Origin of the sequence: Brevibacterium sp. UCMA 11754, from assembly GCF_021532275.1 — a bacterium.
Classification (GTDB): Bacteria; Actinomycetota; Actinomycetes; order Actinomycetales; family Brevibacteriaceae; genus Brevibacterium.
Genome location: NZ_JACBOT010000024.1, coordinates 262193 through 288616, shown reverse-complemented (window position 1 = coordinate 288616; position 26424 = coordinate 262193). Strand labels below are relative to the sequence as shown.

Genomic DNA, 26424 nt, shown 5'->3' with positions numbered 1-26424 from the left:
CTGATGCCCGAGCTTCCTGAGGTAGAGAGCGTGCGCCTCGGCGTCCACGAATGGACTGCCGGCACCACCATCACCGGCGCCGAGGTGATCGACCCCCGAATTCTCGGCACCACGTCCCAGCGTCGCATCAATGCTTCCGCAGTCGACGAGTTCGTCGCAGCGGTGTCCGGGCGGCGGATCATCGGTGCCGAACGTCGCGGCAAGTTCATGTGGCTGACCCTGGGGGAGGACCTCGGTGCCGGCCCGGCTGCCGAGCCGGCTGCACCCGAGCTCAGCCTGCTCGTCCACCTCGGCATGAGCGGACAGCTGCGCGTGCACAACGGCGTTGACGAGATCCATAAGCACACCCGGGCGATCCTCCGCCTTGAGCGGGGGAGCGAGAGCCTCCAACTGCGTTTCGTCGACCAACGGATCTTCGGCCATCTCGGCGTACAGCCCCTGGTGCACGCCTATGGTCGGCTTGTGCCCGCCTCGGCGAATCACATTGCAGCCGATCCTCTGGAACCGGCCTTCGAACCCGGCCTCGCTCTCGAACAGCTCTCCCGCAAGCGGACGGTGGTCAAATCAGCGCTGCTCGACCAGTCCCTGGTCAGCGGCATCGGCAACATCTATGCTGATGAAGCACTCTTCAGGGCAGGTATCCACCCGTTGGCGATCCCCGCTCGCACTCGCAAGTCCCGCCTTGCTACCGTCCTCGACTCTGCGTCGCGGGTGATGGGCGATGCGCTGGCCGTGGGTGGGACCAGCTTCGACGCCCTCTACGTCAACGTCAACGGGGAGTCCGGCTACTTCGACCGTGCCCTGCTCGTCTACGGGCGCGGCGGCCAGGAGTGCGTGCGCTGCGGCACCGAGATCGAGAAGATGACGATCGGCGGACGAGGCAGCCACTTCTGCCCGAACTGCCAGCGCCCGCCGCGGTATCGGTAGATCGGGCACCGCCGAGACTGCGCAACGCTGTCGCCTGGGCCCGTGTCGGCATTCCACACCGATGCGGCAGGCGAGAGGCGGCTGGTGACACTCTGATCGAGTCTCACCGGCCGCCTCTCGCATTCCACCGATGTCGCGCGGTCAGCACCGCGATAAGGAATTACTTGACGGTGTCGCCGTGCTCATGATCTGCATCGTTGAGATCAGACGACTCCGACGAACCCGCCTCGGCGTCTTCCTTGTCGTCTTCGACGTCCTCGACAGGCAGTTCGGAAGTCTCGAGACCGAAGACCTCTCCGTCGTACTCGTTGACGGCCGTGGCGACAGACTGCTCGAGGACGTGATTGGCCAGCTGTCCCTGAATGATCAGCGGATCTCGCGAGAGGTCCTTCCACACGGCCACGCAGAGAAGCAGCATGACGATGACGAAGGGCAATGCCGCCACGATCGTGATGTTCTTCAGACCTTCGAGGGCCTCGGCGGGATCAGAACCTCCGGCCAGGAGCATCACCGCTGCCACTGCACCGGTAGCCACACCCCAGAAGAGGACGAGGCCCTTGCCGGGCTCTTCTCGACCGTTGGCCGACAGCGTGCCCATGACGATCGACGCGGAGTCGGCGCCCGTGACGAAGAAGATCGCAATGAGGATGACCGTGACGACCATCAAGATGATGGCGATGGCGTTGGGCAGAGGCAGAGCGCCGAGGAGATCGAACAGGATCGTATCCATGTTGATGTCCGGTTCACCGTCGACGATCTTTGCCAGGGCCTTGACTGTGCCTTCGCCGCTCTCGGCGCGTTCCTGGATGCCGATGGCTCCGCCACCGAAGATCGCAAACCAGATGGTCGAGACGACCGAAGGAACGATGAGGACGCCGAGGACGAACTGACGCACGGTGCGGCCGCGCGAGATGCGGGCGATGAAGAGGCCGACGAAGGGCGACCATGAGACCCACCAAGCCCAATAGAAGACGGTCCACGAGGACAGCCAGGTGTTGACGTCCTGGCCATTGGCCGCGGTCCGGGATGCCATCTGCGGCAGATCTTGGATGAACGAACCGAGTGAGGACGGAATGACGTTGAGGATGAACAGCGTCGGCCCGCCGATGAACACGATGAGTGCGACGATGATCGCCAGCACCATGTTGATGTTCGACAGCCACTGGATGCCCTTCTCGACACCGGACACGGCCGAAGCGACGAAGGCTGCGGTGAGGATCGCGATGATGATGACGAGAATCGGAGAGGAGACATCGGACATGACGCCCGCTGATTCGATGCCGCCGCCGATCTGGATCGCACCGAGGCCCAGCGAGCAGGCCGAGCCGAAGAGCGTCGCGAGGATCGCGAGGATGTTGATGACCTTGCCGCCGGCACCGTTGACCGCACGTTCGCCGAACAGCGGGGTGAACATCGACGAGAACAGCTGGGAGCGACCGAGACGGAAGGAACCGTAGGCGACGCCGAGGCCGACGATCGCGTACATGGCCCAGGGGTAGAGGGTCCAGTGGAAGAGAGTGGTGCCCATCGAGGTGCCCATTGCCTCGGCAGTGGAACCATCGACCGTGTTCGGCGGGGGAGACATGTAGAAGAACAGGGGCTCACCGACGGCGGAGAACACCAGCCCGATGCCCATGCCGGTGGCGAACATCATCGAGATCCACGATGAGGTCTTGAACTGAGGCTTCTCATCGTCCCTGCCCAGCGGGATGCGTCCGAACTTGGACAGGGCGACGATGATGACGAAGATCGTGAAGATCGTGGCGGCGATGACGAAGAGCCAGCCGAAGTTGTCCATGACGCCGGTCAGCAGGGTTCCTGCGACAGCCCCTAGGCTCTCGGGAGAGAAGAAGCCCCAAATGACGAAGGCAACTGCGAGCACTCCGGCCGAGAAGAACACCACTTTGTCGACGCCCTTGCGGATGAGCGGTCTCTGTTTCGTGGTCGGATTCTTCAGGCGCCGTATCAGGTCCTGAGTCTTTGTCGTTTCACTGCTCATAGGGATGCTTGCCGGTCAGCAGCGTCGCAGGTGTCCTGCAGGCGGTCGTGATCGGCGCTCCTTCCTGTTCATGGACGGCATTGATTGTCATCGGGCGACGTGGGGCGCTCACTCCAAATTAGCCCGATCTGTCAGTTTCCTCCCGGGCATGGTCAAGGCCCCGCCGCGAACGACGGGGCCCAGATCAGCTCCCCCGGCTGGGCTCGAACCAGCGACCCTTCGATTAACAGTCGAATGCTCTGCCAACTGAGCTACGGAGGAAAGGCACCGGATTCGGCGCACGAGGAGATACTCTATCAAAAGATTCGAGAATTGTTGGAACTCCTTCGGGATATGCTGGGATGACAATGCATCTCAAAAGCCTGACCCTGCGAGGATTCAAGTCCTTTGCCTCGGCGACGACTCTCAGATTCGAGCCGGGCATCACCTGCGTTGTCGGCCCCAACGGCTCCGGCAAGTCCAACGTCGTCGACGCGCTGTCCTGGGTGATGGGCGAACAGGGTGCGAAGAATCTGCGCGGCGGCAAGATGGACGACGTGATCTTCGCCGGAACCTCGAAGCGTCAGGCATTGGGCCGCGCCGAGGTGGCCCTGACCATCGACAACACCGACGGAGCCATTCCCGTCGACTACACCGAAGTCACCATCTCCCGCACACTCTTCCGCACCGGGGGAAGCGAATACGCCGTCAACGGGACGCCGGCACGACTCCTTGACATCCAGGAGCTGCTCAACGACTCGGGACTGGGCAAAGAGATGCATGTCATCGTGGGGCAGGGGCGTCTCGACGCGATTCTGCACGCCGATCCGATCGAACGTCGCAGCTTCATCGAAGAGGCAGCGGGCGTCCTCAAGCACCGCAGGCGCAAGGACAAGGCCGTGCGCAAACTCACCGGCCTGCAGACGAACCTTGATCGCCTCTCCGATCTGCGGACCGAACTCAACCGCCAGCTGGGGCCGCTGGGGCGTCAGGCCGAGGCCGCGCAGAAGGCCGCCACCGTCCAAGCCACCCTGCGCGATTCCGCTGCACGACTGCTGGCCGATGACACCGTGCGGCTGCAGGCTTCCTTGGCCTCCACCTCGAGCGCTGAGGGCGAGGACGGCCGCGACCGCATCGGCGACCTCGAGCATCGCCGATCCCGCACTGAGCAGCGACTGCAGGAGATCGAGGCACGTCTTGGCACTCTTGATGTTGAGCTCGAGGACCTGCGCACCGCCGAATCACGGACACAGACCCAGATCGTGCGTGCCAAAGGAATAGCCCAGCGTGCCGAGGACAAACGCTCACACCTGCTCTCCGAGGTGGCGAGCCTGGGCCGTCGGGAGACGAAGTCGCCGGACGAGCTGAGGTCCCAAGCCGAGCACCACAAGGAGGAGCTTCGCACCGCGGAGGAGGCGGTGGAGGAATCCGCGGCAGCACTGGATCGCAGTCAGATGCGCAAAGAAGAGCTCGCACTGGCACTGAAGAAGGCCGAAGACGAGGTCAAAGCCACACAGCTGGCCATCACCGAGGCGATCAAGAACAGGTCTGCACTGCAGTCGAAGAGCTCCCAGGCGCGTGAGCGCATCAGCGACCTCACGGCTCGGATCGAATCCAATCGGGCAGAGATCGACACCGCGTCGACCCGCATCACCGAACGCCGCGAAGAACTGAGCACCGCTGAGGCGGCCGTCGAAGGGGTCGAAGCAGGAGAGAGCGAACTCGACACGGAGTACGAATCGGCCAAGGAGGCCAAGACCACGCTGGAGACCGACCTCGAGGGACTCCGGGCGCAGAAGGCGAAGACCGCATCGGAACTGGCCTCGGCGGAGGCCCGAGCAGAGGCGCTGTCCCTGGGCACAGCCTTGGAGGCCGACCTCGAGGACATCGTGAACGCGGATCTGCCGGGAGTCGGCTCGGCCGTGACCGAGCGGCTGTCCGTGGCCAACGGGTTCGAGATGGCCGTGGCGGCAGCCCTGTCGAACACGGTCTCCGGTGTGCTCGTCGACTCGCCTCAGGTGGCACTGAAAGTGCTCGACCACCTCGGCGAGGACACCAATGTCCACCTCACGATCCCGGCAGGGGCGACGGCCAGGGCGGGCGCCGGTGCAGACGCCGGTGCAAGTGCCGGCAAGGGCGCGAACCAGGCGAGCAGCGCGAGCTCTGCGACCACATTGCCCGAACTCAGCGGGACCGGCGACGGCGCACCGTCGGTCCGGTGGTTAGGCGATGTGGTCAGCAGCGACGTGCCCGAACTGACCGAACTGCTCAACTCCGCGCTGGAGAGAGTCGTGTGCGTTGACGATGTTGCCAGCGCGCTGTCCATCATCGAGTCCCGCCCCGAACTCACGGTGGTCACCCTCGGCGGTGAGATCCTCACCGCAACGCGTGTCAGCCGGGCACGCACCGCTTCGGGCACCCGCCTGGCCTCACAGACCGCGCTCGAGGAGACTCGCTCCTCCATCACCGAACTGCAGCAGGCCCGGACCCGAATCGATGCGGACATCGCCCGGGTCGAGGCGAAGCTGGCCGAGGCGAAGGCAGCAGCTGCTGAGGCTCTTGAGAAACTGCACTCCTCGGACGCGGCGATCATGGCCGCCGGGGAAGAGGTCTCCCGAATCGCGGGCGACATCACTGCAGCCCAGACTCGCCTGCAGCGGTCCAAGGACAACGAAGCGGAGCTCGCGACACGCCTGGAGTCGGCCGAACGCGAGGCCCGCACCGCCGAATCCGCACTCGCCGGGGCAGACGACGTCGAAGAGGTCGTCGACACCACCGAACGCGATGAACTGAGCCGGAAGGTGACCCAGTCCTCCGAAGACGTCATCGAGACCCGAATCAGCCACAAGGCGGCCACGGATCGGGCACGATTCCTCTCCGAGCGGGTCGACTCCCTGCTGCGCCAGGCCACAGCAGAGGAGACCGCACGCGAGCAGACCCAGAGGACGATCGCACGCAAGAGCAGATCGGCCGCCTCGGCGCTGCTCATCGTCGAGATTGCACAGAACGCGACTTCAGCCGCAGAGACGACGGTGTCCGAACTCGGCTCCCAGATTCAGGTCCTCGTCGAAGAGCGCGGCCAGCTGCGAGAGGAGAAGAGCCGCCTCGGTGAGGAACTGGGCACCACGCGCACAGAACTGCAGCGACTCAAGGACGCTGCCGCCGAAGCCGAACTCGCCAAGGAACGATTCCGCCTCAAACTCGAAGAGATCGAGAACCGGGCGGGGGAGGAGACCGGACTCGGCCTCGAACGGCTGGTCGAGCTCTATGGCCCTCATATTCCGGTCCCTGCCTTCGACGAAGGTGAGGAGGGGCGTCCCTACGTGCGGACCGAGGTCGAGAAACGACACAAGCAGGCGACCGCCGCCCTCAAACGCATCGGAACGGTCAACCCCCTGGCACTCGAGGAATACGAGGCACTCAAGGAGAGGCACCAGTTCCTCGAAAAGCAGATCACCGACATCGAGTCCTCGAGGAAGGACCTGATGAAGCTCGTCGACGAGGTCGATCGGCACGTCGAACGAGTATTCGCCGAGGCCTATGCGGACACCGCACGGGAGTTCGAAGACATCTTCTCCCGCCTGTTCCCCGGCGGTGAGGGATCCCTGAGCCTGACCGACCCCAACGACATGCTGACCACCGGCGTCGACGTCCACGCCCGGCCCGCGGGCAAGAAGGTCAAGCGACTGTCCCTGCTCTCCGGCGGTGAACGGTCACTGGTCGCCGTGGCCATGCTGGTGGCGATCTTCAAGGCCCGGCCCAGCCCGTTCTACGTCATGGACGAGGTCGAGGCTGCACTCGACGATCTCAACCTGTCCCGCCTGCTGACCGTGTTCGAAGAGCTGCAGGACTCGTCTCAGCTCATCGTCATCACCCACCAGAAGCGAACGATGGAGATCGCCGATGCACTCTACGGGGTGACGATGCACGGAGATGGCGTGTCGAAGGTCATCTCGCAGCGGATCCCATGAGCGGCAGCCGTTCGCGGGAGGTCGATTCGGCAGAGATGTCCAGGGGAGTCCCAGGGAATTCTCCAACAGGCTCACGGCCCCCGAACACGAATGTCGTGGATTTGGGCGATAGACTTGAGCGCAGGGAAGCATTGTCGAAAAGCTTGAGGAGCGGGACGTCCATGGCCGAGTCGGCTGAATCACGAGGTGACTCGCGAGCATGAATGCAGTACTCGTCGTCATTGTCGGACTCGCCGTATCGTTCGCGCTGGCCCTCATCGTCGTGCTCCTCGTCGCACTGCCGGGACTGAGGGCTGAAGGTCGCCTGAAGTACTCTTCCGATGTGCAGCGGTTTCGACTGCCGGGGCAATGGACCGGGTACGACGACGAGGTCCACGAATTCTTCGGTCATGACGACGGCACCTCTCACCTGGCGACTCGGGAACAGGCTGCGGTCACCGCGATCCGGGACCATTCCTACGTCCTGCGGCCCCAGCCGCGCCGGCACGCCGCACCCTCACTGCTGACGGTGAGGCCGCGCACCCGTCATTGGAAGATCCCTGAATCCGGCACAGGGTGGAGAACCACAGCCGGACTGCTCTTCGGCAGTCGAGGTTCCTGACCGGACCAAACGACATCATCACACGCGCCCCGAGACAGCGGGGCGCTGGGGTGCGGGCCACCGGAACGCACAACGGCCTCGCGCCGATGTGCACAACACGACCGGCACAGCACCCTTGACCGGCGGTCACCGCGCGAGAACGTGGGGCCAGGGAAGGTAATCAAAGGAGGACGTACGTCAATGGATCAGCCGATCATATTGCTCATCGTCGCAGCCATCGTCTTCATTCTGGTCGTCGGGCTGGGCTTCACCCTGCGCGTCAACGCCAAGAAGAAGGGGCTGCGCGATGAGCGCAGCATCGACGCCGATGTCACCGGCGAACTCAAGATCGACGACATCTCCGAGGCGGTCGCTAAGGAGAAGGCCGCCACACGCGGATCCGAGGTTCCCACCGAGCCAGGGAACCGGCTCGTTCGCCTGCGCGAACGCCTCGCGAAGTCCAACTCCGGACTGGGCCGCGGTCTGCTCAGCCTGCTCTCGCGTGACAACCTCGACGAATCGACCTGGGAAGAGATCGAAGACACTCTCATCCTCGCCGATGTCGGAGTCGATCCGACCACCGAACTCGTCGACAGACTGCGCGAACGCGTCAAGGTCCTCGGCACCCGTGAACCGGAAGAGGTCAGGGGACTGCTTCGGGAAGAACTCATCAAACTCGTCGATCCCTCCATGGATCGTGGGCTTGCCACCGCGGGCACCGACGGCGACCCAGCCGTGATGCTCGTCGTCGGAGTCAACGGTGCCGGCAAGACGACGACCGTGGGCAAGATCGCCCGTGTGCTCGTGGCTGAAGATCAGAGCGTGCTGCTGGGTGCTGCCGATACGTTCCGTGCCGCGGCCGCCGAGCAGCTGTCCACCTGGGGCGGTCGCGTCGGCGTGGAGACCGTCCGCGGCGAGGAGGGGGCCGACCCTGCCTCCGTGGCCTACTCCGCCGTCGAACGCGGCAAGGAAGACGGCACCGACGTCGTACTCATCGATACGGCCGGACGCCTGCAGAACAAGATCGGCCTGATGGACGAACTCGGCAAGGTCAAGCGAGTGGCCACACGCCCTCTGGGCGAGGGACACGAGATCGACGAGGTGCTCCTCGTCCTCGACGCCACGACCGGGCAGAACGGAATGCAGCAGGCCAAGGTCTTCGCCGAGGCGGTCAACATCACCGGCATCGTGCTGACCAAACTCGACGGCACCGCCAAGGGCGGAATCGTCGTGGCCGTACAGCGTGAGCTCGGGGTTCCGGTCAAGCTCATCGGCCTCGGTGAGGGTGCCGACGATCTGGCGCCATTCACTGCCGAAGGATTCGTCGACGCACTGCTCGACTGACCGTATCCTCCAGCGTGAGAGCGCCTGTGTCACATGCTGGAAACATGATCGACTCACTGGTGTGACATCCGTCATGGACACTGTCATTGTTCGGTTCTAATCGGAGCCGACAGAGACGTGAAAGAGACGACATGGAACTCGACGCAGTGAATGTTTGGATGATGGTCGCGGCCGGCCTGGTTCTGCTCATGACCCCCGGTGTGGCCTTCTTCTACGGAGGTATGACCCGAATCACCTCGAGCATCAACATGATGATGATGGTGTTCTCGGCAATGGCGATGGGAGGGCTCGTCTGGGTCCTCTTCGGATACGGACTGAGCTCAGGCGACTCCGTGCTGGGGATCTTCGGCAACCCGCTGTCCCAGATCGGCCTCGCCGACGCAGTCGCCAACGAACCCGAAGCGCTCATCTCCATCGGCTACGGCTCCACCTTCGCGATGATCGCGATCGCACTCATCGCCGGTGCCGTCGCTGATCGGGCGAAGTTCTCCACCTGGCTGGTCTTCGCCGGACTGTGGGTCACCGTGGTGTACTGCCCTCTGGCCTTCATGGTCTGGGGTGACGGACTGCTCAGCGAGTCGGGTGTGATCGGCAGCGCCTTCGGGCCAGCGATCGACTTCGCGGGCGGAACGGTCGTGCATATCAACGCGGGAATCTCCGCTCTCGTGCTCGTCGTCGTCATGGGCCGCCGGGCCCGCTATTCGACACCGCACAAACCCCACAACATTCCGATCACCGTTCTCGGTGCCGCGCTGCTGTGGTTCGGCTGGTTCGGATTCAACGGTGGAGCCGCCTCGACGATCGAGCAGGCCGGACTGATCTGGGTCAACACCCTGGCCGCCCCTGCCGCCGGAATGATCACCTGGATCGCAATCGAGCGGATACGGGCGACTCGCCCCAGCAGCATCGGCAGCGTCTCCGGCGCGATCGCCGGTCTCGTCGCCATCACCCCCGCCTGTGCGAACGTCGAACCGTACGCGGCGATCATCATCGGAATCGCGGCAGGCGCAGGAGCTGTGCTCGCTGTGGAGGCGAAGAACCGCCTCCGCTACGACGATGCTCTCGACGTCGTCGGCGTCCACCTCGTCGCCGGTGTCATCGGCACTGTGATGATCGGACTCTTCGCGGTCCCGAGTGCAGACTCGGCCGCCGGGCTCTTCCACGGTGGAGGACTCGGGCTCCTCGTGTCGCAGATCGTGGCCACGGTCGTGGCCCTGATCTACGCCGGAGGCGTGACCCTGGTGATCGCCCTCGCCCTGCGGAAGACCATGGGGCTGCGCATCGACCCCAGAGACGAGCTGGCGGGCATCGATGCCTTCGAACACGCGGAGCAGGCCTACTCGTTCCGATGAATCCCGAAAACTCCCGCCAGGGGGCCGGTCGGTCTCACCGGCCGCCTCGGTGAGGGGGAGTGCGTGAGCGTACTCACCGATCGCCTCGGTGGGGTGGAAGCAGCCACCCCACCGAGGCGATCGGTCATCTGAGGCCCAGCGACAGATTCTGGGATGAGGCGGTTGTGGGCGCTTTCCCAGCTTTCTCGGTTTCAGTCGGACACCGGTGAGTTGTTAGGCTAGGGAGTCGACCAATTATCGTGAAGAAGGCTTGTACGTGTTTAATTCTCTCTCCGACAGGCTCACCGCGACGTTCAAGAACCTGCGCGGCAAGGGCCGGCTGTCCGAAGCCGATGTGGATGGCACCATCCGCGAGATCCGGCGCGCTCTTTTGGACGCCGACGTCGCACTGCCGGTCGTTCGTGCATTCACCGGACGCATTCGCGAGCGGGCGCTGTCCGAAGAGGTCTCGGGTGCGCTGAATCCGGGCCAGCAGGTCGTCAAGGTCGTCAACGATGAGCTGGTCGGCATCCTCGGCGGGGAGACTCGTCGCCTGAACTACGCGAAGCGCCCGCCCACGGTCATCATGCTCGCCGGACTGCAGGGTGCGGGTAAGACCACCCTGGCCGGTAAGCTCGCCTATTGGCTGAAGTCCGAAGGTCACCGTCCGATGCTCGTCGCCGCCGATCTGCAGCGGCCGAACGCGGTCAACCAGCTCGAGATCGTCGGCGAGCGTGCGGGCGCCTTCGTCTACGCACCAGAGCCCGGCAACGGCGTCGGTGACCCGGTGCAGGTGGCCACAGACTCCCTTGAAGTCGCTAAGTCGAAGCTCCACGATGTCGTCATCGTCGACACCGCCGGTCGTCTCGGCATCGACGAGGAGCTCATGCAGCAGGCCGCCGACATCCGCTCGGCAGTCAACCCGGATGAGGTTCTGTTCGTCATCGACGCGATGATCGGTCAGGACGCGGTGAAGACGGCCGAGGCCTTCCTCGAAGGCGTCGACTTCACGGGTGTCGTGCTCTCGAAGCTCGATGGTGACTCACGCGGCGGTGCCGCGCTGTCCGTCGCCGAGGTGACCGGAAAGCCGATCATGTTCGCGTCGACCGGTGAGTCGATGAAGGAGTTCGAACAGTTCCATCCTGATCGGATGGCTGACCGGATCCTCGATATGGGTGACATCATGACCCTGATCGAGCAGGCCGAGAAGAACTTCGATGAGAAGGAGACTGCGAAGCTCCAGAAGAAGGTCGAAGCCGGTGAAGACTTCGACCTCAATGACTTCCTGACGCAGATGTCGGGCCTGAAGAAGATGGGCTCGATGAAGAAGATGCTGGGCATGATGCCCGGCATGAGCCAGTACAAAGATCAGCTGGAGAACTTCGACGAACGCGAAGTCGATCGCGTCGAAGCCATCGTTCGGTCGATGACTCCGGCAGAGCGCACGAACCCGAAGATCCTCAACGGGTCACGCCGCGCGCGCATCGCCAAGGGTGCCGGCACCACAGTGACCGCAGTCAACCAGCTGATGGAACGATTCACTCAGGCGCAGAAGATGATGCGCGGGATGACTCGCGGCGGCGGTATGCCCGGAATGGGCGGAGGCGGCGGCATGCCGGGTATGGGTGGAATGCCTGGAATGGGCGGAATGCCCGGCGGCGGAGCGAATCGCAAGAAGAAGGCTGTGGGGAAGAAGAAGGGTCGCAAGGGCGGCCAGTCGGGCAACCCCGCCAAGCGTGCCCAGCAGGCTCAGGCGCTTGAGGACAAGAAGTCCGGCAAGACGAAGGACCCGGTCGGTTCGGCCTTCGGCGGCGTCGATCTCGACGGTGACGAAGACTTCGATATGAAGAATCTGCCGAAGGGCTTCGGCGGGATGTTCCCAGGTGGAAAGTAATAGGGCTTTCTGGCACAATTGAGTCTTGTACTTTTGCTTCCGACGTGGGCCCTCTCTTCCACGTTGAGGTGATAGTCCAGGTCACAGACTCCAACAGGTCAACCCCACGATTCTTCTGGAACCTCTGTGCAACAAAAACACAAAAGGAGACACCACTAAAGTGGCAGTCAAAATTCGCTTGACCCGCATGGGCAAAATCCGTGCACCGCACTACCGCGTCGTCGTGGCCGATTCGCGCACACGTCGCGATGGTAAGGCCATCGAACAGATCGGCATCTACCACCCGACACGCAACCCTTCGGTCATCGAGATCGATTCGGAGCGTGCGCAGCACTGGCTCTCCGTCGGCGCTCAGCCGACCGATCAGGTTCGCACCCTGCTCAAGCTCACCGGAGACTGGCAGAAGCACACCGGCATCGGCGAAGCAGTGAACACTGTGAAGCCACAGCCGGAGAAGGAAGCCTACGTGGCTCCCGCTGCCGGATCGGTGATCAAGGAGGCTATCACTCCTAAGGGTTCGGACAAGGCTGCGGAAGCACCTGCTGAAGAAGCAGCACCTGCTGCTTCCGAAGAGAGCGCTGAAGCCTGACATGTTGGCTGATTCGCTCGAACACCTGGTCCGCGGCATCGTCGATCATCCCGACGATGTTGCTGTTCGATCCCGCTCGTCACAGCGCGGGACCACGCTCGAGGTCCGGGTTCACCCGGAAGACCTCGGTCGTGTCATCGGTCGCGCGGGGAGAACCGCAAAGGCTCTGCGCACCGTGATCAACTCTCTTGCCGGCCGTGAGTCGGTGCGAGTGGACCTCATCGAGGCGTAACACCTTCATCGGGAAAGGGGGACGCGGCGTGTCATCGCCGCGTCCCCCTTTCCTGTATTCACTGCACCGTGTCGACTATTCACCGCACTGCTGTCGGCGACGATGGTCGCTGCAATCCGGATGCGGCGCAGATATGACGAAGCCAGCGGACTAAACTGTGTGCTGGAAGTGACTGCGTACCGGCATCGTTGCGGTCACACGCATCTTCACACGCACGAATCTGAGCGCTTTCATGAATGAGCGCTTTCATGAACACGAGGAGCAGTATGGACACGGTGATCGCCCGGTTGGGCAAACCGCACGGCATCAAAGGCGAATTCACCGTCGAGGTGCGCACCGACCGGCCGGACGAGCGATTCGTCCCCGGTCAGACCTACTCCACCGATCCCGATATCGGTGAGCTGACTCTGACATCGGCGAGGTGGCACCGGGACCGTCTGCTGCTGAGTTTCGATGAAGTCCCCGATCGGAATCGGGCAGAGGAGATCCGCAACACCCTCATCCTCAGCGATCAGGTCGAGGACGAGGTCGAGGATGACGCCTGGTACCTCGAAGACCTCATCGGGCTTCGCGTCCTGGAGGGGGAGACACAGGTCGGGGAGATCGTCGACGTCACCAACGGCACCGCACAGGATCTGCTCCACATGAAGCACATCGACGGACACCAGGCGCTCATTCCCTTCGTCACTGAGATCGTCCCCGAGGTCGACGTCGAAGGCGGATGGGTCAGAGTCACGCCGCCGGCTGGTCTCTTCGACGCCTCGTGAGTCCAGCCATGAAGATCGACGTCGTCTCCATCTTCCCGGAGTATCTCGCCGGGCTTCAGCTCTCCCTCATCGGCAAGGCCGTGGATCAGGGGGTGCTCGACCTGAACGTGCACGACCTGCGTGACTTCACCTTCGACCGGCACAACACCGTCGACGACTCACCGTACGGTGGGGGCGCCGGAATGGTGATGAAGGCCGAGCCCTGGGCGCTGGCACTCGAGCACATCCTCGGCGGGGAATCTCTTGTTGGGGCAACCAGCGTCGAGCGCACGGTCGGTGCAGACACCGGCGACGAAGAACCTGCCGCAGCGGGCAGACCGATCCTCATCGTGCCCAGCCCGGCCGGCCCCGTGTTCAACCAGCGCATCGCAGAGGAACTCTCCGACGCCGACCACCTCGTGTTCGCGTGCGGACGTTATGAGGGGATCGACCAGCGAGTCATCGACTGGTCGGGCGAACATTTCGATCTTCGCCCCATGAGCATCGGAGACTATGTGCTCAACGGGGGAGAGGTCGCCTCTATGGTGATGATCGAGGCAGTCAGCCGCCTCATCCCCGGAGTCATCGGCAACCCCGAGTCGCTGACAGAGGAAAGCCATGAGGACGGACTCCTCGAATACCCGATCTACACCAAGCCCGCCAGCTGGAGAGACCGGGATGTGCCGGAGATCCTGCTCAGCGGAAACCACGGTGCGATCGCACGGTGGCGCAGAGACCGCAGGCTCGAACGCACAGCCGAAGTCAGGCCGGATCTGCTGGCCGGACTCAACGGTCTCGACAAGCATGATCGCGCCGTTCTGGAACGGTTTGAGTCCGGGGACGATTCCGTGAAAGAATAGGTCGTCGCGTTTGTTGGCATTCACCTGCTTCAGGGGGATGGATGCCCAAAACCGTTCTCAGATGTCAGCATCGGAGAATTTCGGGGAGTGATCCCGACAGACGATCCAATCACCGGTTCAACCGGTCCGATATGCGTGTCCTCGACCTGAAGCTGGGGACACATGGAGAAACACAATGCAGAAGCTTGATGTTGTTGATGCAGCCTCGTTGAAGTCTGACGTTCCTGAGTTCCGCCCAGGCGACACCCTCAACGTTCACGTGCGCGTGATCGAAGGATCGCGTTCGCGTATCCAGGTGTTCAAGGGAATCGTCATCCGTCGCCAGGGCGACGGAGTCCGCGAGACCTTCACCGCTCGTAAGATCAGCTTCGGCGTCGGAGTCGAGCGCACCTTCCCAGTGCACTCGCCCATCGTCGAGAAGCTCGAAGTCCTCGCGCGCGGTGACGTTCGTCGCGCCAAGCTGTACTACCTGCGCGAACTGCGCGGCAAGGCTGCACGCATCCGCGAAAAGGCCTGATTATTGCCTGGCACTGTGGGTAATGATCACGCTGTGCCGAATAACCAAGAAAACGCGACCTTCGGGTCGCGTTTTCTTTATTCGGGCCGCCTCTGGAAGATCGTGGCTGTCATCGCGATTCTCATCATCGTCATCGGCGGATCGGTTCGCGGGTTCGTCATCCAACGGTTCACGATCCCCAGCGAATCGATGGAGCCGACTCTCGACGTCGGAGATGACATCACCGTGTGGCGTCCCGATGCGCTGAGTTCAGACATCCAACGCGGAGACATCGTCGTCTTCGACGGCCGTGGCTCCTTCGTCGACGATGCTCTGCCGACCCCGCTGCAGAAGGTGGGTTCATGGGTTGGGCTCGGGAACCGTGACGTCTACTACGTCAAACGTGTCATCGCTGTCGGCGGTGACACACTCCGATGCTGCGACGCGCAGGGACGGCTGCTGCTCAACGACGAACCCCTGGAGGAGGACTATGCGACGCACCCGGCCTCATCCACTGAATTCTCGATCGAAATCCCCGCCGACACCATGTGGGTGATGGGGGACAACCGGAACAAGTCTGCAGACTCGCGCGCGCTGATGGGCAAGCCAGGAGGCGGATTCATTCCGCTCGACCGTGTCATCGGGCCCGTGATCGGGCATGGTTCCTCGGTCGACTGAGATGATCGCCGCCTGAAAGATGTCGCGGCGGGGTGCTGGTACGCTCATTTCAGTCCCATTGCGGAACCTGTGGTCCGATGCGAAAGCGAACGAATGTCAACCGAATCAGAAGCTTCCCCACCTTCAGCCTCGAAGAGATTCCTCCGTGGCCTGCTCGAGACCGCAGCGATCATTCTCGTCGCCATCCTCATTTCCACCGCACTCAAGACCTGGGTCGTCCGCTCGTTCTACATCCCTTCGGGATCGATGATGGAGACCCTGCAGATTGATGACAGGGTCCTTGTCAATCAGCTGGCACCGAACTTCGGGCCGGCCAACCGCGGCGACATCATCGTCTTCGACGACCCAGACCATTGGCTCAGTCCTGAAGAGGTTTCGGAGTATGAGCCCAACCCCCTCCTCGAGTTCGTCGGACTGGCTCCCGCTGACGGGGGCCAGCAGCTGATCAAACGCGTCATCGGCGTCGGCGGAGACACCGTCGAATGCTGCGATGCGCAGGGACACATCCTCGTCAACGGCCAACCCATCGATGAGACATACCTCGACGACGGCACCGCACCGTCGGAGGTGGACTTCAAAGTCACCGTCCCAGAGGGCCACTATTGGGTGATGGGTGATAATCGCAGTAACTCCGCAGACTCGCGGTACCACGTCGACACGCAGCCCTATGTGCCCGAGGACAACGTGGTGGGCACCGTCTTCCTCATCAACTGGCCCTTCAAACATTTCAGTTGGATGTCCACCCCCGAGTCAGTCTTCGCCGACGTCCCCGATTCTGAAGGAATCACCGGCAGCTGATGGCACAGATCGGATTGCACGACCTCAGCTGTGAGCGCGCTCTGCTCGCAGAAGGCTACGAGTTCGTCATCGGCATCGACGAGGTCGGTCGTGGAGCACTGGCAGGGCCGGTCAGCGTGGGCGTGGCCCTTTTCGACCTCAGAGAGCTCACCGACGTCGAGGTGCCGGCGGGCATCCATGATTCGAAGCAGCTGAGCGCGCTGTCGCGTCAGACCGCGACCGATCGCGTCAACGGGTGGGCGCGAGCCACGGCAGTAGGGTCGACGACGCCGAGCGAACTCGACGAGCTTGGGATGACCATGGCACTGAACCTGGCCGGTCGTCGGGCACTGTCTGACATGCTGATACCTCTCGTCGGCTCAGCGGTTCTTCCACCATCGACGATGGTGCTTCTCGACGGCAAACACGACTGGCTTTCAGCCCCACTCACGCTCGACTGCCTGGGGATATTCGGGCCCGCAGCAGACCTGGAACTGCCCCAAGTGCGGACCGTGATCAAAGGTGACGGCAGCGTTCCCGTCATCGCCGCGGCAAGTATTGTGGCAAAAGTGCACCGAGATGAGGCGATGATCGCACTCGCCGAGGCTCATCCCCAGTATGGTTGGGAGTCGAATGTCGGGTACGGAACCATCAGACACCGTCGGGGCATCGCCGACTTCGGCCCCAGCATTCACCACCGGAGAAGCTTCCGCCTGCTAACGGCGCACGATGCGAAGGAGGGATCGTCATGAGCACTGATGATCTGGACGATTACGAAGCGCAACTGGAGCTTCAGCTCTACAAGGAGTATCGCGATGTCGTGGGACTCTTCGCCTACGTTGTCGAGACCGAACGTCGTTTCTACTTGGCCAACCACGTTGATCTCAAGGCCCACAACGACGCCGGAGATGTCTACTTCGAACTGACGCTGCGAGACGCTTGGGTGTGGGACAGCTACCGATCGGCACGCTTCATCAAGACAGTGCATGTGCTGACCTTCAAAGACGTCAACATCGAGGAGATCGCCAAGAGCGATCTGGAACCGCCGACGTCGATCAGGGGCTGACGGCGGCCAGCGGATGATGTTGGAGAGGCACTCGCACGCTTAGGCCTGTGGACTGGACCTTGACTTGCACGTGATCGGCCTGTGGACGACGAAGCGCCGTCCACAGGCCGATCGTCTGCTCTTGTCGCTTCTGCCCCGCCGGTGGTGGTCTGTCACTCATGGGACCGACATCTGGCAGACGCAGCACAACCACACCGGGAATGCGTCAGCGCGCTCTGGGACAGACAGGGGAGGACCTGGCAGCAGAGTTCCTGCAGCGACAGGGCATGGTCATCATTGAACGCAACTTCAGATGCCCACGGGGAGAGATCGACATCATCGCCCGAGACGGTGAGACCATCGTCTTCGTTGAGGTGAAGACCCGCAGAACGCTCGCCCTCGGATCTCCCCTCGAGGCCGTGACCAGTGCGAAGCTGAAGCGGATCAGAATGCTGTCGGCAATCTGGCTGCGCGGGCAGCGCGACTTCTTCGCCGCCATCCGCATCGATGCCCTCGGCATCGTCATGGAACCCGAACCCGACTACTCTCATCGCCGCAACCTGCAGGTCGACTCGTGAGCGAAGAAGCGAAGCTCAACGTGATCGGGCGCGCCTCCGCCGTGGCTCTCTGGGGGCTGGCGGGGAAGATCGTGTCCATCGAAGCCTGCGTCAGCGCGGGCCTGCCGGGCATCGACATCGTCGGTCTGCCCGACGCCTCCGTGAGCGAATCCCGGAAACGACTTCGCGCCGCACTCGCCTATCTGGGAATCCCCGTGGCCACGCAGCATCTGACGATCAACCTCACCCCAGGCACGGTGCCGAAGATCGGCACCGGATTCGACCTGGGAATCGCCGTGGCCGTACTCAAAGCGCAAGGCATCATCGACGAAGCCGACACAGAATCGATCATCCACTGCGGTGAACTGGGCCTTGACGGGCGCATCCGCCCCGTCAACGGTGTGCTGCCGAGCCTGCACAGCGGCCTGCAGGCCGGCTTCGAACGATTCGTCGTTCCCGTGGGCAACAGTCAGGAATCAGCACTGCTCGGGGGAACCAGGGTCCGTGCCATCGCCTCGCTGGCCGAACTGATCAACATCTACGGCGGAGATCTCAACGTCCCGATGCTCCCACCGGTCATTGACGCCGAAACTGCCGACCCGGAGATTTCCGAACGCCACGACCTCTCCGAAGTCCAAGGGCAGGCTGAAGCACGATTCGGACTCGAAGTCGCGGCGGCCGGTGGGCACAATCTGCTGATGCGAGGCACACCGGGGGCCGGGAAGACGCTGCTGGCCCAGTGCCTGCCGGGGATCCTTCCACCGTTGGACGACCCGCAGGCGGTCGAAGTGGCGGCGGTGCGCTCGCTGCGAGGAGAGCTGCACAGCGGCGAAGGGCTCGATCATCGACCTCCTTTCGAAGCGCCCCACCACCGCAGCACCGCCTCGGCGCTCATCGGTGGGCGCAGACCCGGGTCGATAGGAATTCTCAGCAGAGCCCACCGCGGCGTCCTCTTCATGGACGAGGCGCCCGAGTTCTCACGGGATGTACTCGAAGCACTGCGTCAGCCGATGGAAGCTCGACAGGTTCACATCCATCGTGCCTGGGGCTCCATGGTGCTTCCAGCATCGTTCCAATTGGTGATGGCGGCGAACCCATGCCCCTGTGGAGCTGGAATGCGCGGAGCCGACTCCACGTGCCGATGCACTCCGATGGACAAGCGCCGCTACCGCAACAGACTCTCCGGTCCTCTGCTGGATCGCGTTGACCTGCAACTCGAACTGTTTCCAGTCTCACCGGCCGACATCCGCCTCGGTGGGGCACAGGAGGACAGCGCTGCCGTCGCCGCACGGGTCAGACTCGCCCGGCAGCGACAGGCTGACCGATACGTCGACTGTGAGTGGACGCTGAACTCGAACGCGCCCGGGGCCTGGCTGCGTGAGCACTTCTCCCTGAGTCCGAACAGCCTGCGCGACCTGGACCGCGCACTCGACACAGGAAGGATCACCATGCGTGGATACGACCGGGTGCTGAGGGTGGCAACGACCCTGGCCGACTTGGAAGGGGCCAAGGTGCCGACACCGGACAAGATCACGACGGCGCTGGCTCTGAGGACACAGGACTCATGAACGACGACAGAAGGAGCGACGAGAGCGGAGACATCCGAGCGGCTGTGGCCGCCCTGCTGAGGATCGGCGAACCCGGCGACGGACTGCTCACTGGACTCGTTGACGAAGTCGGTCCGATTGCAGTGCTCGCACTGATCCGGGCAGTGGCAGCAGGAACATCATCAGCAGCCGAGGCCGCCGACAGCCTGACGCCGATCGTGAACGCGCTCGCGGGCAGCGGACAGCTCGGAGAGGCCCTCGACCGGTGGGCCGTGCGAGGCGAGGATGCGCACGGACAACGTGACCTCGAGGCAATGCAGAGACTGGGAGGGCGGCTCGTCATCCCCAGCGACGACGAATGGCCGCCTGCTCTGAGAGACCTCGGACCGGCGGCACCACTGGGACTGTGGGTCAGGGGCAAGGCGCGACTGAACGCGGCGCTGCAACGGGCAGCCGCTATCGTCGGAGCACGAGCGGCCAGCAACTACGGCACCAAATGTGCCTCAGACCTGGCCTGGGATCTGGCAGCGAGGGGACTGACCATCGTCTCCGGCGGAGCATTCGGGATCGATGCCGCCGCCCATCGGGCAGCCATCGCCCGCGACGGCACCACGATTGCCTTCATGGCTGGGGGAGTCGACCGGTTCTATCCGGCGGCCAACACCGAACTGTTCCACCAAGTACTTGAGTGTGGCGCGATCGTGTCCGAAACCGCTCCCGGGATGACTCCGATGCGACACCGCTTCCTGCTCCGCAACCGTCTGATCGCCGCCTCGTCCCAAGTCACCGTCATCGTCGAGGCAGGTTGGCGCAGCGGAGCACTCAATACCGCCCGACACGCACTCGAGCTTTCACGTGAAGTCGCGGCATTCCCTGGATCCGTGTATTCGGCGTCGTCGACGGGCACCCACAGACTCATCCGACACCATGAAGCGGAGTTGGTGACCAGCTGCGAAGACGTCATCGAACTCATCGGTGGTGCCCAGCCGATGCTGTTCAACGACGGCCGCCTTCCATCCCAAGGCCCAACCCTTCGTTCCGAGGGACCGCGCCTCCGTTCCGAGGGGCCGAGCCAGTCGCCGGCAGATCCGATCGATGACCTCGCCGAACGAGAGAAGATCTGCGTCAATGTGCTCTCGGCGACCAAGGCGCTGGATGTCGGAACCGTGGCGGCTCGGGCCGGACTGACAGTGCCGAACACACTCTCCGCGCTCGCCCTCCTTGAGCTTGCCGGCTTGAGCGCTCGCCGCGATTCCGGCTGGGTCAAACTGCGCAGACAGAAATGACTTTTTGAGGCAGACAGTGATGAGACGTCGATAAGGAGTCGCCGCTGAGTGAAGGTCCAACGCGCAACCCGGGCGATCGCGTAACCTGGGGCTGTGACCCAACCGATGACCATCGCCGAGGTGGTATCCGGCTATGCCGACCACCTGAGATCACGCGACGTCTCCGCCCACACCTCGCGGGCTTACGTCTCAGATGTCACAGACTTCTTCGACCACGCGGCCCACTCGACGGCTGCCCGCACCCGGGCGGACACCTCCGAGCCCAGTGTTGGCGACATCGATCTCAACGATCTGCGTTCGTGGCTGATCACCCTCGACGATGCCGGAGCGGCGAAGTCGACCGTGGCCCGGAAGATTGCAGCCGTGAAGTCCTTCTTCGCCTACTGCGTGAACCACCAGGGACTGACGAACAATCCGGCGGCGCGGCTGCGGACTCCCAAGAAGGACTCTCGTCTTCCCACCGTCCTCAAACCTCAGCAGGCTGCCGATCTTGTGTCCCGGGAACGTACTGCTCACACGGAGGCTGACAGCAGCGATCCCATAGACGCAGCCAAGTGGGCCAGGGACGCAGCCATCCTGGAGATGCTCTATGCCACGGCAGTGCGCGTGTCTGAGCTGACCGGGCTGAACCGCAGCGACGTTGACCATCAGCGCTCGATGATCACTGTCCTGGGCAAGGGGAACAAGGAACGACGCGTCCCCTTCGGCAAACCCGCCCAGTCGGCATTGCGACGATGGCTGACACTGCGGGAGACCTTGGTCTCGAACGCCAGCGGTGATGCGCTCTTCCTCGGCGTGAGAGGCGGACGAATCGGAGCCAGACAGGTCAGGGAACTCGTTCATCGGTACGGCTCCGATGATCCCAGCGCGCCCGATATCGGCCCGCACGGGCTGCGGCACTCGGCGGCTACGCACATGCTCGATGGGGGAGCGGACCTGCGACAGATCCAGGAGCTGCTGGGGCACTCGACGATGAGCAGCACGCAGATCTACACCCATGTCTCGATGCAGCGGTTGCAGGAGACCTATCGGCAGGCACACCCCCGGGCCTGATCTCACTCACTGGGGACTTCACTTTCGGAATTCCCAGTGCCACGGCTCAGGCAGCGAACCGCTCTGGCGGGCCCAACCGGGATGGATCCATCCGAACTTCGGTGCGTTGGCACGCATCCACTGGTGCTCGGCGGTGCCGAACGAGTTGATTCCGCCTCCTAGGTCGACGGCCAGCGCCCAACCGTGATTCGAGGTTCCGGGAGTCGCTGCCATCCGACCCTTGCGCCTCTTCAGGATGACCTGGGTGTCATAGTCACGGTAGGCATCTGTCACGGAGATCGGAGTCGAGAATCTGGCTTCATAGGCGTGGGACATACGGTCGAACGCCGCTTGGGCATCACAGCGCAGCATCTGTCCGGGTGCCGACTTCAACGCGCACATTGCAGCGGCGGGGATTCGACCATTGCGATGTCCACCCCAGGCACCTGCCCCTGATGTCGTGGAATCTCCGGTGTGTTCCTCTGCCGGCTTGCGTGACAGCGGCAGGAGGATCGACTGTTCCTGCCCGAAGAAGCCTGCAGGGTCGATGTACTTCTTCACACCTGCGGACTTCCAGACACCGATATGCAGGCAGGATTCGTCGCAATGACCGCCGTCGGCAACTGTTGCTATCTCCGCACCGGCGGGAAACGTCTCACCTGTCTCCAGCGTCGACTCAGCCGGTTGGAGGGAGATGACGTATCCGGAGTCCGTCTCGATGCTCATGGTCGCGGTGCCGGCTACAGAGCCGCGGAAGCGAATTGTGCCTGCAGCCGGCGCGCGCACCGGTTCACCACTGACCGTGAGCACATCGATGCCACGGTGTCCCTTCAGCCATGCCTCTGAAGGCGGATCGAAAGCCTCAGTGATCTCCATCGCCGGGACGGGCGAGACCCACGTCGGCTGAGCGTCGGACGCTGGTTCGGCAGCTGCCGTCTGGACCGGTGCCCCCACCTCGGCGAAGGTGAGGGCGAAGACCATCAGAGTCATTGCCGCAATGAGACGCAGCCGCGACGATGCCGGCCCGGATCGGCCTGAGGTGGAACGGGCGGTGTGAGGAGAATCGACGAAGAAGTCCATGACCCCATGGAAGCCGGGTCGCTTCGAGATGTCAGGCGCACGGACAGCGCCTGTGGACGACCCGCTGACGTGCACAGGTGAAACGCACACAAGTGGCGTGACGATCCACAGAAGACAACGAGAGAGTGCCCGAGCGAAGCGCGTGATCAGACAGGTGCTGAGGTGCTGAACCTGAACAGCCGGGCCCAGCTTCAGCGCAGATGAACCAAGGTGGGATCAAGATATCCACACCTCGGCGGACATGAGTCGAACAAGATCTCCTCCGCAGAGCGGGTCAAATGCCGCGCAGGGTGTGATGCAGCCCATTGCTCAGGTGCCGGATCGATTGGAAAAGCCTTGGGCAACAGGGATAGGATGGCCTCAGCAGAAGCGTGTCTTCTGACTACGCGTATTCGATTTCTTCTCCATCCCATGGTGCAAATAGTCCGCGAGGGCGAATTTGTGGGGCGGATGAACCGAATACTAGGAATCAACCGAAAAGGTCACTGTTGCCGACGGCTCAAAGCCGACGGATGACACTGACGTAAAAGCGCCTTCGGGCGCGAGAGAAAGGAGGGCGTCGGCATGGCCGTCGTCACCATCCGCCAGCTGCTCGACAGCGGCGTTCACTTTGGACACCAGACCCGTCGTTGGAACCCGAAGATGAAGCGTTTCATCTTCACCGAGCGCAACGGCATCTACATCATCGACCTGCAGAAGTCGCTGGGCTACATCGACTCTGCATTCGAATTCGTCAAGGAAACCGTGACTCACGGTGGCTCGATCCTCTTCGTCGGCACCAAGAAGCAGGCTCAGGAATCGATCGCCGAACAGGCCAAGCGCGTGGGACAGCCCTACGTCAACCAGCGTTGGCTCGGCGGTATGCTCACCAACTTCCAGACCATCTCGCTGCGCCTGCGCCGCCTGAAGGAACTCGAAGAGATCGACTTCGATGATGTTGCAGGTTCTTCGCACACCAAGAAGGAACTGCTCATTCTCCGTCGCGAGAAGGACAAGCTGGAAAAGACCCTCGGCGGTATCCGCGACATGCAGCGGACCCCTTCGGCTGTCTGGATCGTTGACACCAAGAAGGAACACCTTGCTGTCGACGAAGCACGCAAGCTGGGCATCCCGGTCATCGCGATCCTCGACACCAACTGCGACCCTGACGACGTCAACTACCCGATCCCGGGCAACGACGACGCCATCCGCTCGGTGTCCCTGCTGACCCGCGTGATCGCCGACGCAGTGGCAGAGGGCCTCATCGCCCGCCACTCCTCGGACGACGACAGCGGAGAGAAGAACGTCTCCGCCGTCGAACCGATGCCTGAGTGGGAACGCGAACTGCTCGAGGGCAACGCTCCAGCCTCCGAGGAAGCCGCCGCACCAGCTGCCGACGCTGCCGCTCCGGCCGCAGACGCCGCTGCTGAGAAGCCTGCCGCTGACGCCGCTGCTGCGGCTGAAGAGGCGACCGACGAGCCTCCAGTTGAGGCTGCTGCCGAGGCCGCTGACAAGGCGACCGAAGCACCTGCCGCAGAAGCTGCTGCAGACTCCACCGAGTCCACAGAGTCCTGATTTCCTTTAACTCCACCAACTTTTAGGAGAAAGAATGGCAAACTACACTGCCGCTGATATCAAGGCATTGCGCGAGAAGACCGGCGCCGGAATGATGGATGTCAAGAAGGCTCTTGACGAAGCTGACGGCGATCAGTCGAAGGCCATTGAGTTCCTCCGTGTGAAGGGCCTCAAGGGTGCCACCAAGCGTGAAGGTCGCTCCACCTCCGACGGTCTCGTGGCCACACAGATCGACGGCGGCGTCGGAACGATGATCGAGCTCAACTCGGAGACCGACTTCGTCGCGAAGTCCGATCCCTTCGTTGCCCTCGCCGAGGAAGTTCTGGCCCTGGCCGTTGCCGAAAACGCTGGTTCGGCCGAGGCTGTTCTCGAGTCCACGAAGGACGGCAAGCCCGTCTCGGAGTTCATCACCGAAAGCGGTGCCACTCTGGGCGAGAAGGTTGCCCTTCGTCGCGTCGGACGTCTCGAAGGCGCAAGCGTCGAGTCCTACCTGCACCGCACGAACAAGGATCTGCCCCCTCAGGTGGGCGTTCTGCTGGCATACGAAGGTGACGACGCATCTGTCGCACACGATGTCGCCGTGCACATCGCAGCGATGAGCCCGAAGTACTTCTCCCGTGACGAGGTCCCCGCCGACCTCGTGGAGAACGAACGTCGCATCGCTGAGGACACAGCGAAGAACGAAGGCAAGCCTGAGAAGGCTCTGCCCAAGATCATCGAAGGCCGCGTCAACGGCTTCTTCAAGGAGAACTGCCTGCTCGACCAGGGATTCGCCAAGGATCCCAAGCAGTCCGTGGGCAAGGTCCTCGAAGCTGCCGGCGTCAAGGCCACCGGTTTCCTGCGTTTCCGCGTCGGAGCCTGAAGCACCATTGACCGTTGAGCGAGTCGTTTTCCGACCCGCGCAACAGTCGTCTCGCTTGAGAGTGAACTCATAAGCGGCTGACGGGGTCGGACCATTCGGTCCGGCCCCGTTTTCGCTACACTGACACCGACGACTCATCCGGGCTCCTACCTGCCCAGACGGAAGAAGGACTAAATGACATCCACCCCGGTTCACGAATCCGGCTACGCCAGCAGACCAGTCCGCACTCATCGCCGCCGTGTGCTCCTCAAACTCTCGGGTGAGGTGTTCGGCGGAGGCAAGATCGGGGTCGATCCCGATGTCGTCGCCGCTGTCGCCAGAGAAGTCGCCCCCACCGTCGACGAGGTGGAGGTCAGCATCGTCGTCGGCGGCGGAAACTTCTTCCGTGGAGCAGAGCTGTCCCAGCGGGGCATGGACCGCACGCGCGCCGACTACATGGGCATGCTCGGTACCGTGATGAACTGTCTGGCGCTGCAGGACTTCCTCGAACAGACCGGCGTCGATACCCGAGTTCAGACCGCGATCCCCATGTCCCAGGTCGCCGAGTCCTACATTCCGCGCCGGGCCATGCGCCACATGGAGAAGAACAGAGTCGTCATCTTCGGCGCCGGAGCCGGACTGCCGTACTTCTCCACCGACACCGTTGCCGCGCAGCGTGCGCTGGAAATCCACGCCGACGAAGTCCTCATCGCCAAGAACGGCGTCGACGGCGTCTACACCGCCGACCCCAACATCGACCCCACCGCAGAGAAGATCAGCGAGATCACCTACCAGGAAGCACTCCAGAAGGGCCTCAAGGTCGTTGACGCAACCGCATTCTCCCTGTGCATGGACAATAAGCTGCCGATGCACGTCTTCGGCATGGAAGGCGAAGGCAATCTGCGCAAGGCAATTGTCGGCGACAAGATCGGCACCGTAGTCAAATAGAGCCCCAGGGCGCATTGCCCGGGCACTCAGCGCCTCGAAACACCTCCTCAGACGAAATCCAGGACTCTCCCTGGATCAATCGAGTGCGGCATTCGCGAGCTATGACCCATAGAATGAACCCAAAGCTCCCA

At 63.0% G+C, this 26424-nt stretch carries 24 protein-coding genes and 1 tRNA gene; 22 read left to right on the top strand and 3 right to left on the bottom strand.

Annotation, left to right across the window (positions count from 1 at the left end):
* Positions 1-3: 3 nt before the first annotated feature.
* Positions 4-927 carry a bifunctional DNA-formamidopyrimidine glycosylase/DNA-(apurinic or apyrimidinic site) lyase gene (gene mutM, locus HX613_RS13325; protein WP_235345767.1) on the top strand — a complete coding sequence of 308 codons (924 nt, stop codon included), beginning with the start codon at positions 4-6 and terminating at the stop codon, positions 925-927.
* A 160-nt stretch (positions 928-1087) separates the two neighbouring features.
* On the opposite strand, the gene HX613_RS13320 is transcribed toward mutM, so the two are convergent.
* Entirely contained in the window at positions 1088-2926 is a 1839-nt protein-coding gene (locus tag HX613_RS13320; protein WP_235345766.1) for a BCCT family transporter, read from the bottom strand.
* A gap of 188 nt (positions 2927-3114) precedes the next feature.
* A tRNA-Asn gene (locus HX613_RS13315) sits at positions 3115-3187 on the bottom strand.
* Between the two features lie 86 nt (positions 3188-3273).
* Between HX613_RS13315 and smc the strand changes: the two genes are divergently transcribed.
* The 18 genes from smc (at position 3274) to HX613_RS13225 (ending at position 21891) form a co-directional block, all read left to right on the top strand.
* Positions 3274-6876: a chromosome segregation protein SMC gene (smc, locus tag HX613_RS13310; RefSeq protein WP_235345765.1), complete on the top strand. Its 3603-nt coding sequence runs from the start codon at positions 3274-3276 to the stop codon at positions 6874-6876.
* A gap of 199 nt (positions 6877-7075) precedes the next feature.
* Complete coding sequence (locus tag HX613_RS13305; RefSeq protein WP_009885107.1) at positions 7076-7477, top strand: hypothetical protein; 402 nt, start codon at positions 7076-7078, stop codon at positions 7475-7477.
* Positions 7478-7657: 180 nt separating this feature from the next.
* Positions 7658-8800: a signal recognition particle-docking protein FtsY gene (gene ftsY, locus HX613_RS13300; protein WP_235345764.1), complete on the top strand. Its 1143-nt coding sequence runs from the start codon at positions 7658-7660 to the stop codon at positions 8798-8800.
* Between the two features lie 131 nt (positions 8801-8931).
* Positions 8932-10152, top strand: a complete 1221-nt coding sequence (locus HX613_RS13295; RefSeq protein WP_235345763.1) for an ammonium transporter — start codon at positions 8932-8934, stop codon at positions 10150-10152.
* Positions 10153-10408: 256 nt separating this feature from the next.
* Complete coding sequence (ffh, locus tag HX613_RS13290) at positions 10409-12025, top strand: signal recognition particle protein (RefSeq protein WP_198397071.1); 1617 nt, start codon at positions 10409-10411, stop codon at positions 12023-12025.
* Positions 12026-12185: 160 nt separating this feature from the next.
* Positions 12186-12614: a 30S ribosomal protein S16 gene (gene rpsP / locus HX613_RS13285; RefSeq protein WP_235345762.1), complete on the top strand. Its 429-nt coding sequence runs from the start codon at positions 12186-12188 to the stop codon at positions 12612-12614.
* A gap of 1 nt (position 12615) precedes the next feature.
* Positions 12616-12846 (top strand): RNA-binding protein, encoded by a 231-nt coding sequence (locus tag HX613_RS13280; protein ID WP_009885102.1) that lies wholly within the window; start codon positions 12616-12618, stop codon positions 12844-12846.
* Between the two features lie 266 nt (positions 12847-13112).
* Positions 13113-13613: a ribosome maturation factor RimM gene (rimM, locus tag HX613_RS13275; protein ID WP_143922491.1), complete on the top strand. Its 501-nt coding sequence runs from the start codon at positions 13113-13115 to the stop codon at positions 13611-13613.
* Positions 13614-13621: 8 nt separating this feature from the next.
* Positions 13622-14452, top strand: coding sequence for a tRNA (guanosine(37)-N1)-methyltransferase TrmD (gene trmD, locus HX613_RS13270; RefSeq protein ID WP_235345761.1), 831 nt, complete (start codon positions 13622-13624; stop codon positions 14450-14452).
* A gap of 175 nt (positions 14453-14627) precedes the next feature.
* Positions 14628-14969, top strand: a complete 342-nt coding sequence (rplS, locus tag HX613_RS13265; protein WP_235345760.1) for a 50S ribosomal protein L19 — start codon at positions 14628-14630, stop codon at positions 14967-14969.
* 33 nt (positions 14970-15002) lie between these two features.
* Positions 15003-15626: a signal peptidase I gene (lepB, locus tag HX613_RS13260; RefSeq protein WP_235345759.1), complete on the top strand. Its 624-nt coding sequence runs from the start codon at positions 15003-15005 to the stop codon at positions 15624-15626.
* 93 nt (positions 15627-15719) lie between these two features.
* Entirely contained in the window at positions 15720-16424 is a 705-nt protein-coding gene (gene lepB / locus HX613_RS13255; protein WP_235345758.1) for a signal peptidase I, read from the top strand.
* Positions 16424-17155 (top strand): ribonuclease HII, encoded by a 732-nt coding sequence (locus HX613_RS13250; RefSeq protein ID WP_235345757.1) that lies wholly within the window; start codon positions 16424-16426, stop codon positions 17153-17155. Before lepB (HX613_RS13255) ends, HX613_RS13250 begins: the two co-directional genes overlap by 1 nt.
* Positions 17152-17469, top strand: a complete 318-nt coding sequence (locus tag HX613_RS13245; RefSeq protein WP_092107263.1) for a DUF2469 domain-containing protein — start codon at positions 17152-17154, stop codon at positions 17467-17469. Before HX613_RS13250 ends, HX613_RS13245 begins: the two co-directional genes overlap by 4 nt.
* A gap of 158 nt (positions 17470-17627) precedes the next feature.
* Positions 17628-18026 (top strand): YraN family protein, encoded by a 399-nt coding sequence (locus HX613_RS13240; RefSeq protein WP_235345756.1) that lies wholly within the window; start codon positions 17628-17630, stop codon positions 18024-18026.
* The gene (locus HX613_RS13235) at positions 18023-19573 is read left to right on the top strand and encodes a YifB family Mg chelatase-like AAA ATPase (protein WP_235345755.1); all 1551 of its coding nucleotides are present in this window, start codon (positions 18023-18025) and stop codon (positions 19571-19573) included. Before HX613_RS13240 ends, HX613_RS13235 begins: the two co-directional genes overlap by 4 nt.
* Positions 19570-20838, top strand: coding sequence for a DNA-processing protein DprA (gene dprA / locus HX613_RS13230; RefSeq protein ID WP_235345754.1), 1269 nt, complete (start codon positions 19570-19572; stop codon positions 20836-20838). Before HX613_RS13235 ends, dprA begins: the two co-directional genes overlap by 4 nt.
* A gap of 93 nt (positions 20839-20931) precedes the next feature.
* A complete protein-coding gene (locus HX613_RS13225) occupies positions 20932-21891 on the top strand; it encodes a tyrosine recombinase XerC (protein WP_235345753.1) in 960 nt (319 codons plus the stop codon).
* A gap of 18 nt (positions 21892-21909) precedes the next feature.
* Here HX613_RS13225 and HX613_RS13220 read toward each other — a convergent pair whose 3' ends face one another.
* Positions 21910-22950 (bottom strand): D-alanyl-D-alanine carboxypeptidase family protein, encoded by a 1041-nt coding sequence (locus HX613_RS13220; protein ID WP_235345752.1) that lies wholly within the window; start codon positions 22948-22950, stop codon positions 21910-21912.
* A gap of 564 nt (positions 22951-23514) precedes the next feature.
* Here HX613_RS13220 and rpsB point away from each other — a divergent pair.
* The 3 genes from rpsB (at position 23515) to pyrH (ending at position 26293) form a co-directional block, all read left to right on the top strand.
* Positions 23515-24504, top strand: coding sequence for a 30S ribosomal protein S2 (gene rpsB, locus HX613_RS13215; protein WP_235345751.1), 990 nt, complete (start codon positions 23515-23517; stop codon positions 24502-24504).
* A 34-nt stretch (positions 24505-24538) separates the two neighbouring features.
* Positions 24539-25366: a translation elongation factor Ts gene (gene tsf, locus HX613_RS13210; RefSeq protein WP_235345750.1), complete on the top strand. Its 828-nt coding sequence runs from the start codon at positions 24539-24541 to the stop codon at positions 25364-25366.
* 174 nt (positions 25367-25540) lie between these two features.
* Positions 25541-26293, top strand: coding sequence for a UMP kinase (gene pyrH / locus HX613_RS13205; protein ID WP_235345749.1), 753 nt, complete (start codon positions 25541-25543; stop codon positions 26291-26293).
* Positions 26294-26424: the final 131 nt, after the last annotated feature.